This is a genomic window from Pseudomonas stagnisoli (assembly GCF_048595745.1).
Lineage (GTDB): Bacteria > Pseudomonadota > Gammaproteobacteria > Pseudomonadales > Pseudomonadaceae > Aquipseudomonas > Aquipseudomonas alcaligenes_A.
In genome coordinates, this window is the sequence record NZ_CP184361.1 from 2791038 (window position 1) to 2803543 (window position 12506).

Here is a 12506-nt window from a genome sequence, read left to right on the forward strand (position 1 = left end):
GCCAAGGATGGAACCCATGACTCTCAGGGAAGAACTCGCCGCCTTCTACCGCCGCTGCGGCTTCAGCGACACCGCCGACCGCCAGGCCTGCACGGTGCCGGTCTACACCGGCTGCCTGCTGGTGCCGCTGCCGAACATCGAGACGCGCCACATCTACCTGAAGTACCACGACCTGCACCACATCGTGACCGGCTACAGCACCGGGCGCATTGGCGAAGGCGAGGTCAGCGCCTGGGAGCTGGGCACCGGCTCGATGCTCAACTCGCCCCTGCTCGGCACCATGAACCTGATCGCCCTCTCCACCGGCCTGGTGCTGCAGCCGAAACGCATGTGGCGCGCCTTCCGCTGCGGCTGCCGCAGCCGCAACCTGTACCCGCTGGCCATGCGCGAGCAAATCGACGCCGACCACTGGCCCGACCTGCCCGCCCTGCGCCAGGAACTGTTGGAAAGCCGCCGCGATCCGCTGCCGCTAGCCCTGCGCGCCATCGAGTTCGGCGCCTACGCGGCGGTGGCCATGCTGATCCACGCGCTGATCGCCATCCCCGCCATGATCACCCGCGTGGTCACCGATATCGGCCTGGGTTACAGCTTTATCCAGGCGGTAAAGCCGACCAGGCGCACCGACCTCTACTGATGGGAAGGAGTTCGATGCCCAACCTCAACAGCGTGGAACTCAAAACCCTGGTGCCGGCCAGGGACTTCGCACGCTCCAAGGACTTCTACCAGGCACTGGGCTTCCAGATGCCCTGGAGCGACGACCAACTCGCCTATCTGCACCACGGCACCTGCTCCTTCCTGTTGCAGAACTTCTATGTGCACGGGCAAGCGGAAAACTTCGTCATGCACCTGCTGGTCGAAGATGTCGACGCCTGGCACCGCCACCTCGCGAAAGAAGGTATCGCGGATCGTTTCGGCGTGCGCATGGGCGAGTTGGTCGAGCGCCCCTGGAAGATGCGCGAGTTCGTGCTGTTCGACCCCAGCGAAGTGCTTTGGCGCATTGCACAGAACATCCAGGCTAGATAACAGCGGTGTGTCGCCCATCCCGAGCGCAGCCGATAGCTAGAAGCAGGCAGATGTTCACGATGACGTCGCGTCCATCGTCGGGAGCCCAGCAAGTGGCCACCTTGCTCTACAGGATGCTGGGGGCCATCTTCCAAGCCACCTTTTACCTTGATGTTCGACATGCGCTTGGTGGAAGGCCATACCAGCGCTTGTAGGCTTGGGAAAAAGATGACTGGTCACTGTAGCCAAGGGCTTCGGCAATCTGGGCCATGGTGAAGGCTCCGGAATTGAGCATGTCACCCGCCAACTCCATCCTCAGTTCAGCCAGCAATTCTCTGAAGCTGGTTGCTTCATTCTGGAGGTGACGGCGCAGAGCGCGCTCGCTCATGTGAAGTTTGCTGGCGAGTGTTGGAAGATCCAGCATGCCCTGGCCGCTGAAAGCTCGCAGGTAGGTTTTCGCAATGGCAGCGACCCCCTGCCTGGTACGCCGCTTCTGGATCAGAGCGCTGCACAGTTGCTCGCACGACGCCGAAGTCAGGGGATTGCTCAACGGCAGTGGCGTTTTCAGGAAGGCGGGATCGAAAACCAGCGCGTTCAGCGCGCTGTCGTACTCGATGGTGATGTTCCAGTCACTGGGCACTGCCCCGTCGTTTCGCCCTGGTCTGGGGCCGCTGTAGAGAAATCTGCCCACGTCGAACTCATCAACCTGCAGGCTGCGTATCAGCTTATGGGCTGCCGCCATGTCGCGTTGAATGATGAATGATCGGATGGGCTCCGGGGCGACGGGCTCCCCGAACAGCAGAGCCATCTGCCCCTGAAGTGGCCTGGCTGTTATCGGGCACAGGGCGTAAGTCAGCGGCAGGAACCTGAGCGCCAGCTCCATGGCTTCCTGGACATTCTTGCTGCTAAGCAAGGCGAAACCCCATACGCCATAAGTAGTGATGCTGTACTCCCAGCCGACCTGTATGCCCAATAGCGGATGAGATCCGAGCTGGTTGAGCAGACTCTCGATGACCCGGATTTCCTGATGCGCCTGGATTTCTACCAGCGGATCTTCCAGTTGATCCCTTCGCAGCCCCGATCGCGAGAGCAGTTGCTGTTCGGTCAGGCCATTTCTCAGCCCAAATTCGACCAGGATACGGACGCTGCCGGGGTCTCTCAGGTAGGTCGCACTCATGGATAGCGCCCTTATCAAATCGGCCTTAATGGCCGAAAAACTAAAATCTTAAGCCGACACCGTTATTCGCGCTACCCGGTCCGGATTTCATAATTTCGCACGTAACTCCAAGCAGCTTCGTTCACCCGAGCAGTGGAAACGTACGTAATGGCCCTGACTTCAGAAGAGCTACAGATATTTCTTGAGGAGATATCCCGATATGCCCAGCAGCATATCGTTCCTGCCACCACGCCCTACGAGCACCCCATGGACACACAGACCATGGTCAGGTTTCTGGGCGAAATCGAATCGATGGGCATCATTCCCCAGATCGAGGGCGAGGCTATTGGTCTATGGGCTGATACCGACGACTCCTCGACGACCCAACTCAGCCTCGGGCTGCTGCGAACCCTGGGGCGAGCCAACACGGCACTGGCGTTAGCGACACATCGCCAGTCGCTGAGCAACTGGTTGTTGCGCGAGAGCGGCCTGCCGGCTTCAGGGGACGAAACTGCGTTGATCGTCACCGGGCACTTCGGCCTTGCACGCGGGAGCCTGGGACGCTGGCTGCAAGGCAGCGTAAGCCTCACAGATGAAGATACTGCCCTTCTCGAAGACTGGCTGAACCGCAGCAATCACGAGTCCGTCGCCTGCTCACTGCCGGACGTTCGACAGGTGCTGTGGCCGATCTGGCGAACTGGGGCGGTCCAGTGGCAGCTCGTTGCGATCGATCAGCTGGACCCTGTCGTTCAGGTTGCTCACGGTCTGGATGAGCTGGAGGTCCGCACGCTCCGGGCACGCACGGAGGCAGTCGGCGTGCATACGGACATGCCGACCGAACAAGCCCGCAAGCTTTACGCCAACATGCTCAAGATGGAGTTTCTTGGCCTGACAGCCATAGGTCTTGGCGTCCTTGACCGGAGCAGCGAGCTGGCGGTCGAGTTCAGCGGCATTCGCTCACAAGGCGGAAAGCCGATCAGGGAACACCCAGCGGTACAGATCATGCTCAGCGAGGTTCGTACCACCGTCCGGCAAGTCGAACAACGGCTCCACGGCCTCCAGTCCAGCGTTGAGGAGATTGCGCTCGAGGACGCCGCCTCAATTCGCATGACTTCCTGCGAGGCACTTGTACATGCCTGTCATCAGGTCATTCAGATCCACGGTGGCATCGGCTACATGCGTGATGCCGGGCCCGAGAAATACGTACGCGACCAAAACATGCTGAGACTTTCATCCGGTGCTGTTCTGGATCTGCCGCTCTTTATCCATGGAGTTGCGCAATGACCCTTTCCAAGCGTGATCTGCATCTGGATGGATATCTGCCACTCGACTCGAAGTTGTCGCCTCGCTGGCAGTTCGACGATCTACCGCTACTGGGACGTTTTCTGACGGCCTACAAGCAGGATGACCTCTGGATTCAAGACACCCTCCAGCTTCCGTGGCCATTGCAGGGTATCCGCAAGCGCGCCAGGGCATTTGCGGATGACCATATCGCGCCGATCTCGGCAAAGCTCGATCTTGCCGAGCACTTGCCCGCAGGCGGTATTCATCCTGATGCCCATCAGCTTCTGGTCGAAGCGGGTAAAGCGGGCTGGCTGAGCTATTTCCTGCCCAAGCCACTGGGCAGCATGCCGCTGCTCGCCGGGCTTTATCCGCCAATCCTGCAAGCCTCGCTGGTAGTGGAAGAGTTCAGCCGTGCCTGCGGCGGCATCATGCTGCTGCTCTCGGCGCATCACCTGGGCGCCATGCCGCTGATTCTATCGGGGAATCTTGCCGCGATTCGGCAGTACCTGTTGCCCGCCTACCGCGAATGCGAGGTGGGAACGCCCCATCTGATGGCTTTTGCCATCACCGAGCCCGGAGCGGGTTCCGATGCTGAGGAAGGGCATGGTGCGGAGCTGTACCGTCCCAAGGTATTGGCGCGACGCACCTCTGGGGGATGGCTGCTCAATGGGCGCAAGTGCTACATCAGCGGCGGTGACCTGGCTAAATCCATGACCGTGTTTGCGGCATTGGAAGGTGAAGGCATGGAGTCCTGGACATGCTTCTACGTCAGGAGCTCAGCAGCGGGCTTCAACGTGGCTCGCACCGAAATCAAGATGGGGATGAGAGCCTCGGGTGCCGCCGAGTTGGAATTCAATGATGTTTTCGTACCCGACGAAGCTGTCATCGGTGGCCTAAGGCAGGGCTGGGCCCTGAACCGGGCGACCCTGAACGCCTCCAGAATCCCTGTCGCATCGATGGGAGTTGGCTTGGCGCGTGCGGCAACTGAAGCGGCGGTCGAGTTTGCCCGCCATTACCAACTCGGCGGCAGAGCCCTGATCAATTATCAGGAGGTCCAGCTTCAGCTCGCAACGATGCTGGCCGAAACCCGCGCGATAAGGGGCATGGTCTGGCATGAGGCCAGAGCCAGCTGGAAACCCCGCCAGTTAAACGCGTCCGCCTGTAAGTTCCATGCCACTGACCGTGCGCAGAAAGTCTGCGAGATGGCCATGGATCTGCTGGCCGATCATGGCGGCCTGCATCGCAATCGCGTGGAGCGCGCGCTGAGAGATGTGAGGCTCACAAGGATCTTCGAGGGCACTAACCAGATCAATCGCCTGGCACTCATGGAGGACTGGCAACCCCAGTTACTCAGCCCGGTCGCGCATGGGATTGGAGCTTGACGATCCCGCAAGGCAATCAACCTTCATGCCGATACGCGCTGCCGCCCGGATTGAGAGCAGGCCAGCCAGCGCAGAGCATGAAGTCAAAGCACCGCATCGGAGAATAAACATGAGAAAAATACCGCTCTGGCAGGATGTCTTCTTCCAATACCCGGTCAATGAACTCGAGGTCAGCACCGGCAATGTTGCTCTGCCGATTTTCTACTACGACAGCTCTGTATGCATGGCGATCTTCATGGTTAACCTGGAGAACGCTCGCTCATTGGTCATGGACGAACGCCTGGAGGTCGTGCGTTTTCGCGGCGATCAGGCCATGGTGGCCATCGCCTTCTACGAGTATCGCCTGACTGCAATTGGCAGCTACAACGAAGTCGGCGTGGCGATCGCTGTTGAGCCCAAGGGAGTGGTCTCTCCGCGAATGCCGCTGCTGACCATGCTCGGTCCATTGGACAAAAATCCGATGGGCTTCCACGTCATTGATCTACCGGTCACGACTGACTCTGCCTGCGCAGCAGGCAGAGAGGTCTGGGGGCTGCCAAAGTTCGTCACGCCGATTGAATTCAATCTTCGGGGAAACAGGTTTCTGGGGCAGGTCAAAAGCCCAGATGAAGAATGCTCGATCATCTCACTGGAAGGCGCGGGTACCTTTGGCCTCCCGGCGCCATTGCTGGATTTGTCCCTCTATTCCGTGCGTGACGGCAAGCTCCTCAGATCCCTGGTCAATACACGCGGCGGATGCAAGTGCATGCTCGGCGGCAGCATGAGGGCAAGGGTTGATCGGCGGTCTTCTCATCCGATGGCCAACCGTTTGAGACAGCTCGGACTGGATAACGCAAAGCCGCGTTTCGTCATGGCCAGCCACAGACTCCAACTGCGACTGAATGCGGGCGCTCAGGTTCCGTCAATTGAGACGCCGCTGCCCCCAGGAGAACTGCGGTGATCGATTTCAGGGTTGAGGTGAAGTCGGATTCGGAAACTCGCAAGCCATTTGACGTTGGTTTCGAGTCCGGACTTCGTGGTCAGACACTCTTCGAGTGCCCTTATGACCATCAGAAACCTGATGGCCTGCGTTTGCGCCATGAATGGCTAAATGGCTATTTGACCGCTCTGGCGAACAAGCGGGTGGCGTCGTTTTTTTAAAGCGCATGAACATGCGCAGTGGCCCTTCAAGAAGGCTGATTGCGCATGAAGTTGCCCACACCAGGACAGCGCCTTATCACGCGCAGCGTGCCGCAAGGTCAAAAGCCCTTGCCAAGGCCACATCCAGATCAACGTGGGAAAAGCTGTGTGGTGCAGGTGGTAATCAAACGACTTGAACTCCGGCTAAGCACCGTACCGAAGGCTGCAACAAAAGGAGAAAAAAGCATGAGCTACGACCTCCGGGGGAAAGTGGTTCTGATCACCGGCGCAGCGGGCGGTATCGGCTCCGCTACCGCGCGGGAACTGTATAGGAATGGCAGCAGCCTGGTACTAACCGATACATCGCAGATAGCGGTGGACACCTTGGCTCAGGAGTTCAACAGCCAGAACGTACTGCCGCTGGTGTTCGATGTCACCGATGCCGAGGCGGCCAAGGAAGTGGTCCGCAGGGCGGTCGAGCGCTTCGGCCGTCTGGACGTTGCCTTCGCCAATGCAGGCATCTCCTGGCGGGGGGTGCCCGCGACACTGCGCACCTGCGACGAGGCTGAATTCAGGCGCATCATCGAGGTGGATCTGTTCGGGGTCTGGAACACAATGCGCGCCGCTCTCCCGGAGATCGTGCGCAACCGGGGCCAGGTACTGGTCACCTCCTCGATCTATGCCTACTTGAACGGTATGGCCAATGCGCCCTACGCCGCGTCCAAAGCGGCCGTAGAGTCACTGATCCGATCACTGCGCACCGAACTGGGTGCGACAGGAGCAAGCGCGAGCGTGCTCTATCCCGGCTGGACGGAGACCGCCATCGCCAAGGTCGCATTCGGCGGCAACGCCATCGCGACCGAGATGAACAGAACCGCATTGCCTGCATTTCTGCGCCGAACAATTCCGCCAGAGCAAGTGGCGCAGGGAGTGGTGCGGGGCTTACAAAAACGCCAGCCACGAATCGCCGTACCTGCACGCTGGGCGCCGATATCGATGATGCGAGGCTTGTTCAACATGTTTGCCGACCGGCTGCTGACACGTAACACGCACCTGCACCGACTCATCGGCCAACTGGAAGAAGAGGTCGTTCGAACGCGTGACTGCGACTGATACTCGCCCTGCCGCGAACGAAACCATCATGAAACGTACGACTCTCACCATCACGGCTAACGCTGGTGACCTCGACCAGGCCACTGAACAAGCCTTTCAAGAGTCTGGGTCAATGATCTGGGTAGCCCTGTCACTGCCAGGTTGAATCGTCCGGCGGGCACGGCGAGTCACGCTGCACGCGCGTTGATTCCTGGCGCGGCGCAGCCATCAGCCGGGGGCTTGATAAAGGCTACAGGCAATGTCCGATTTGGCAGGTCGGGGACGGATACAACCGTCAGCTACTCCGGCTGTAATCCGATGGGGAAGAACTCACCGCCGCTCCAGACGCCCAGCCAGGTCTGCCCGTCGATCTGCCGCTCCACGGCCAGGTCGACCAGCTGGTAGAACACGTTGCGGTGCACCAGCGCTTCCAGGTTGCGCCGCACGTGCAGGTAGGGTGCGGGCTCCTGAGTCTCGGGGTCGATCTCCACGCGCAACGGGTGTTCAGCGCCGGCCTCGATTTCCTCGTCGACATTGGTGGTGAAGCGCAGCAGCTGCCCTTCCCCCTCACCTTCCACCTGCAGGGTCACCGCAACGAAAGGCGCGTCGTCGACGATGATGCCGACCTTCTCCACCGGGGTGATCAGGAAGTACTTGTCGTCGTCGCGCCGGATGATGGTGGAGAACAGCTTGACCATCGGCTTGCGCCCGATCGGCGTGCCCAGGTAGTACCAGGTGCCGTCGCGGGCGATGCGCATGTCGATGTCGCCGCAGAAGTCCGGATTCCACAGGTGTACCGGCGGCAGGCCCTTGCCCTCGCCCTTGGGAATCTGCGCCAGCAGGTCGCCGGCCTTGCCCGGATCGGTCATGCGGATATCTCCTTGTACGGGTCGCCAGCAGTATGGCGGCTAGCGCTCGCTGACGCCCAGCAAGGTGCGCGCGTACTGTTCGAACGGCGCGCGCAGCTGGTCAGCGGGCTGGTTATCGTAAAACGTCAGGATTCCGCCGCGAACATGGATGCGCGCGGTATCTACCAGGTAGCGGGTGCCGGTCTCGATCAGCATCAGCTGGATCACCCCGGAGTCGACACCGAGACGGTCCAGCGCCTCCTCATCCTCCCACTCCACCACCGTGCCGATACGGTCGTCGGCACCGGCGAAACGGGCGTACAGCAGGTAGTGGGCACCGGCCGAACGCGCGTCGATCATCGCCTGGTCCAGGCCCTCGGGCTGGCTGGCACGACGCACCAGCGGGAAGTACTCGACGAAAGCCTTGAACGCTTCTTCCGCCACCACGTTGGGCCGCGGATGGGCGTCGCCCGGCGGCACGTAATGGCTTTGGGCGATGTAGACGAAAGAGTCGGCCTGCAGGCGCCAGGACGCGGAGCGACGAGTGTCGCTGTGGTCGAGCACGCCGGCATCGCGCAGGTGGTATTCGGCGCCAGCGGCCAGGTCGCTGGCCTTCATGCAGCCGCCGAGCGCGCACAGCGCCAGCAGCAGGATCAAGCTACGCATTGGGTTTCTCCCTGCCGGTGACGGAATACCGGCGGATAGAGCGACATAGCAGCTTCCGCGCCAACCCTCACAATCCCCTCTGCCACTCCTGACGCAGCTGTGCACTGTGCGGCCGCTCGATGGCCTGGCGCACCTGAGCCAGCAGGCGTGCCTTGTCGGCGCCCAGGTTGCCCTTGAGCACCAGGTAGTTGGAGGCGTGGTCGCTGCGGAACACGGTGTTCTGCAGCTCCAGCCCCTGTAGCAGGCGCTCCACTTCGAGGAACAGCTGCTGCTGGCCGAGCGGCTGGAAATCGGCGAAGCCTTCGCGGAAACGCGCCTCGCCCATAGGGAAGCTGACCACCAGGGTGGAGAGGAACTCCGGCTGGGCGGCATTCATCAGGCGCGCCGAGTTGTCGGCATGCTGCTCGCTGAGGACGGTACCGCCCAGGCCGTTGAGGATCATCACCGAACGGGTGATGCCGGCTTCGCCGAGTTTTTCCAGGGCGCTGAGGCTGGACTCATAGGTCTCGCCCTTGTTGACCCGCGCCAGCACCTCGTCGTCGCCCGACTCGCAGCCGACATAGGCCATTCTCAGCCCGGCGTCGGCCAGCTCCTTGAGCTCGGCCACCGACTTCTTGCGCAGGTTGCGCGGCAGGCAGTAGCTGGAAACGCGGTCGACCTCGGGCATGTGCTCGCGAATGGCCTGCAGGATATTCAGCAGGCGCCGGGTCGGCAGCACCAGGGCGTCGCCGTCGGCGAGGAACACCCGCTGCACGATCAGCCGTTCGCCGGCGCGGCGGATTTCCTCCAGCACCTGGTCCTCGTCGCGGGCACGGAATTTCTTCTGCGGCGCGGTGTACATCTCGCAGAAGGTGCAGTGGTTCCACGAGCAGCCGTTGGTCACCGGCAGGATCAGGGAATGGGCTTCGCTCGGCGGACGGAACACCGGCTCGATATAGGCGATGGGGAATTCGGCGGACATGGCTTTCTGGCTTGGTACGGGGCGGCCGATCAGCCGCCGATGATTTTCATGACGGTGGCACCGCCGGCAAAAGCGACCTCCTGCTTGTCCGCCAGGGCGCGCACCAGCAGGCGTTGCAGGGCCGGCAGGGCCTGGTGGCGCGGCTTGTCGAGCAGATCGCCGACATAGTGGCGGTTGCTCGACGACAGGCAGCCATGCAACCAGCCGGTCGACGACAGGCGCAGGCGTGAGCAGGTACGGCAGAACGGCACGCTCTCGTTGGCGATCACGCCGAAGAAGCCGCGGCCGGGAATCTCGTAGCGCAGCGCGGTGGCATCCAGCGGAGCCGGCGCCTGGACGAACTCGTGACGCTCGGCGACCTTCTCCAGCAGCTCGGGCATGCCATAGAACTGCTGCTGGAAGCTGGCCCCCTCTCGGGCCAGATGGCCCATGCGCATCAGCTCGATGAAGCGCAGCTCGAAGCCGTTCTCCAGGCAGTAGTCGAGCATCGGCAGCACCTGCTCGTGGTTCTGCCCGCGCAGCGGCACCATGTTGATCTTGATCTTCAGCCCGGCCGCCCGCGCTTCCGCCAAGCCTTGCAGCACGGTCGGCAGATCACCACCACGGGCGATGCGCTTGAAGGCGACGGGATCGAGGGTATCCAGAGACACGTTGATGCGCTTGAGCCCGCACTCCAGCAGCAACGGCAGCTTGCGCGAGAGCAGCTGGCCATTGCTGGTCAGGCCGATGTCCTGCAGGCCCAGGCGGCTGACGCCGCGCAGGAAGTGTTCGAGCTTGGGGCTGACCAGCGGCTCGCCGCCGGTGATGCGCAGGCGTTCGATGCCGGCCGCCTCAATCAGATAGGCCACGCCGCGCACCATGGCCTCGGCGGACAGCTCGTCCTGCGCCGCCACCAGACGCTTGCCGTCCGGCACACAGTAGGTGCAGGCGTAGTTGCATGCGGCGGTCAGGCTGATGCGCAGGTTACGAAAGCGCCGACCCTGGCGATCAACGATCATGGGCAACTCCGACAGTGTTCGCTTCGGAGTATATGCCCGCCGCCGATGGCAAAAAACGCATCATTGGCGGGCTGAATGGCATCAGGCTGCCGGCGCTTCGCCGTCGCGCTTGCGCTTGTTGCCCATGCGCACGCCGATGTCCATGAGGAACTGGAAGAAGCCGTCCTGGTCCTCCAGTACGCTGCTCCAGAACGGCGAGTGGTACAGCGCCACGGCGCCGTGCACCAGCGCCCAGGCGGCGCAGTAGTGGAAGTAAGGCGGCACGTCCTCCAGCTTGCCCTCCTCGATGCGGCCCTTGATCAGCTGGGTCAGACGCTCGAAGTTGGAGGTACGGATCTTGTGCAGCTGCTCGACCATCTCCGGCACCTGGTTGCCCTTGACCACCTTCTCTTCGAGGCGGTCGAACAGGCGATAGCGCTGCGGGTCGCGCATGCGGAACTCGAAGTAGGCGCGCGCCAGCGCTTCCTTGTCCTTGGCCACGTCCTCGGACAGCAGCAGGGCATTGAGGTCGCGCTCGTAGTCCAGCATCAGGCGCAGGTAGACCTCGGCCTTGGACTTGAAATGCTTGTAGATGGTGCCTTTGCCGATACCGACGGCGTCGGCGATCATCTCGACGGTGACGCTGTCTTCACCCTGTTCAAGGAAGAGCTTGAGCGCGGTATCGAGAATTTCCTGTTCGCGACGACGGAATTCACGGACTTTGCGAGGTTCTTTGTTCATAAAATGACTACAGGATGAAAAATCGAGGCGCAATATTATGCCTGTTCAGCACGAAAATGCACGGATCATCGGCCCCATGCCCAATCTAAGCGACGAATTCCCTCTAGCTGCAGGCCTTTGCTACCTCAATCACGCTGCCGTGGCGCCCTGGCCGAAGCGCGCCAGCGAGGCCGTCAGCCGCTTCGCCGAAGAGAACTGCCGCAGCGGTGCCCGTGATTATCCGGCCTGGCTGCAGGTGGAGAGGCGCCTGCGTGAGCGCTTCCACCGCCTGCTGAATGCAACGAGCACCGCGGATATTGCACTGGTCAAAAACACTTCGGAAGCCCTCTCCTTCGTCGCGTTCGGACTGGATTGGCGAGCTGGCGACCAGGTGGTGATCAGCGACGAGGAGTTTCCCTCCAACCGCATCGTCTGGGAGGCCCTAGCGCCGCGCGGTGTCGAGGTGGTGCAGGTCAACCTGGGTGGCAATAATCCGGAAGCCGCCCTGCTCGCCGCCTGCGGGCCGCGCACGCGGCTGCTGTCGATCAGCGCGGTGCAATACGCCAGCGGCCTGCGCCTGGACCTGCTGCGCCTGGGCGCAGGCTGCCGCAGCAAGGGCGTTCTGCTGTGCGTGGACGCCATCCAGCAACTCGGCGCCCAGCCCTTCGACGTCCAGGCCAGCGACTGCGCCTTCGCCATGGCCGATGGGCACAAATGGTTGCTCGGCCCGGAAGGCCTCGGCGTGTTCTATTGCCGCAGCGACCTGCGCGATCAGCTGGCCCTGCATGAATACGGTTGGCACATGCTGGAGCATGCCGGCGACTATGACCGCCGCGAATGGCAGCCAGCACGCAGCGCGCGACGCTTCGAGTGCGGCAGCCCGAACATGCTTGGCGCCATGGCCCTGGAGGCCAGCCTGTCGCTGCTGGAGGAAGTTGGCATGGCGCAGGTCGCGACACTGATCGAGGAGCGCGTGCAGCAGCTGCAGGAAGGATTGCAGCGCATCGCCGGCGTCCAGCTGCACAGCCCGCTGAACCCAGCCCGGCGCGCCGGCATCCTGACGTTCAGCTGGGACGACTGGGACAACCAGGTGCTGTTCGCCCGTCTCAGGGAGCGACAGGTGATCTGCGCGCAACGGGGCAAGGGTATCCGTTTGTCGCCGCACTTCTACACCGAGCCGGCGGTGATCGAGCAGACGCTGGCCGTGCTGGACCAGTTGCGACAAGACTGAGTGCTCAGCAGAGGCGGCGGTATTCCAAATACGTTTAAGAAACCGCTCAAACCAATCTGGACGATCGG

General features: G+C 61.9%; 14 protein-coding genes. 8 read left to right on the plus strand and 6 right to left on the minus strand.

The features are described 5' to 3' along the window. The first annotated feature begins 16 nt into the window (after positions 1–16). Positions 17–634, plus strand: a complete 618-nt coding sequence (locus ACOAPY_RS13390; protein WP_465153581.1) for a hypothetical protein — start codon at positions 17–19, stop codon at positions 632–634. Between the two features lie 14 nt (positions 635–648). After that, the gene (locus ACOAPY_RS13395) at positions 649–1023 is read left to right on the plus strand and encodes a VOC family protein (protein ID WP_465153582.1); all 375 of its coding nucleotides are present in this window, start codon (positions 649–651) and stop codon (positions 1021–1023) included. A 142-nt stretch (positions 1024–1165) separates the two neighbouring features. Here the strand turns inward: ACOAPY_RS13395 and ACOAPY_RS13400 are convergent, their stop codons facing one another. Beyond that, on the minus strand, positions 1166–2179 hold the full coding sequence (locus ACOAPY_RS13400; RefSeq protein ID WP_465153583.1) for an AraC family transcriptional regulator: 1014 nt from the start codon (positions 2177–2179) through the stop codon (positions 1166–1168). 147 nt (positions 2180–2326) lie between these two features. On the opposite strand from ACOAPY_RS13400, the gene ACOAPY_RS13405 reads away from it, so the two are divergent. The 5 genes from ACOAPY_RS13405 (at position 2327) to ACOAPY_RS13425 (ending at position 7056) form a co-directional block, all read left to right on the plus strand. Further along, on the plus strand, positions 2327–3442 hold the full coding sequence (locus ACOAPY_RS13405; protein ID WP_465153584.1) for an acyl-CoA dehydrogenase family protein: 1116 nt from the start codon (positions 2327–2329) through the stop codon (positions 3440–3442). Beyond that, positions 3439–4824: an acyl-CoA dehydrogenase family protein gene (locus ACOAPY_RS13410; protein WP_465153585.1), complete on the plus strand. Its 1386-nt coding sequence runs from the start codon at positions 3439–3441 to the stop codon at positions 4822–4824. The genes ACOAPY_RS13405 and ACOAPY_RS13410 overlap by 4 nt, the downstream gene beginning before the upstream one ends. 109 nt (positions 4825–4933) lie before the next feature. Next, positions 4934–5764, plus strand: coding sequence for an acetoacetate decarboxylase family protein (locus tag ACOAPY_RS13415; protein WP_465153586.1), 831 nt, complete (start codon positions 4934–4936; stop codon positions 5762–5764). Next, the gene (locus ACOAPY_RS13420; RefSeq protein WP_465153587.1) at positions 5761–5964 is read left to right on the plus strand and encodes an Rmf/CrpP family protein; all 204 of its coding nucleotides are present in this window, start codon (positions 5761–5763) and stop codon (positions 5962–5964) included. The genes ACOAPY_RS13415 and ACOAPY_RS13420 overlap by 4 nt, the downstream gene beginning before the upstream one ends. 225 nt (positions 5965–6189) lie before the next feature. Continuing rightward, positions 6190–7056, plus strand: coding sequence for an SDR family NAD(P)-dependent oxidoreductase (locus ACOAPY_RS13425; protein WP_465153588.1), 867 nt, complete (start codon positions 6190–6192; stop codon positions 7054–7056). 278 nt (positions 7057–7334) lie between these two features. Here the strand turns inward: ACOAPY_RS13425 and ACOAPY_RS13430 are convergent, their stop codons facing one another. From ACOAPY_RS13430 to ACOAPY_RS13450, 5 genes are all read right to left on the minus strand, one after another. Next, positions 7335–7904 carry a DUF1285 domain-containing protein gene (locus ACOAPY_RS13430; RefSeq protein ID WP_465153589.1) on the minus strand — a complete coding sequence of 190 codons (570 nt, stop codon included), beginning with the start codon at positions 7902–7904 and terminating at the stop codon, positions 7335–7337. Positions 7905–7943: 39 nt separating this feature from the next. Further along, positions 7944–8549, minus strand: a complete 606-nt coding sequence (locus ACOAPY_RS13435; RefSeq protein ID WP_076578030.1) for a DUF4823 domain-containing protein — start codon at positions 8547–8549, stop codon at positions 7944–7946. A 67-nt stretch (positions 8550–8616) separates the two neighbouring features. Then, positions 8617–9510: a radical SAM protein gene (locus tag ACOAPY_RS13440; protein ID WP_465153590.1), complete on the minus strand. Its 894-nt coding sequence runs from the start codon at positions 9508–9510 to the stop codon at positions 8617–8619. A 29-nt stretch (positions 9511–9539) separates the two neighbouring features. Further along, on the minus strand, positions 9540–10508 hold the full coding sequence (locus ACOAPY_RS13445) for a GTP 3',8-cyclase MoaA (protein WP_465153591.1): 969 nt from the start codon (positions 10506–10508) through the stop codon (positions 9540–9542). Positions 10509–10589: 81 nt separating this feature from the next. Further along, on the minus strand, positions 10590–11228 hold the full coding sequence (locus tag ACOAPY_RS13450) for a TetR/AcrR family transcriptional regulator (protein WP_021700462.1): 639 nt from the start codon (positions 11226–11228) through the stop codon (positions 10590–10592). 76 nt (positions 11229–11304) lie between these two features. Here ACOAPY_RS13450 and ACOAPY_RS13455 point away from each other — a divergent pair, with 76 nt between their 5' ends. Beyond that, positions 11305–12438, plus strand: coding sequence for an aminotransferase class V-fold PLP-dependent enzyme (locus ACOAPY_RS13455; RefSeq protein WP_465153592.1), 1134 nt, complete (start codon positions 11305–11307; stop codon positions 12436–12438). Positions 12439–12506 lie beyond the last annotated feature (68 nt).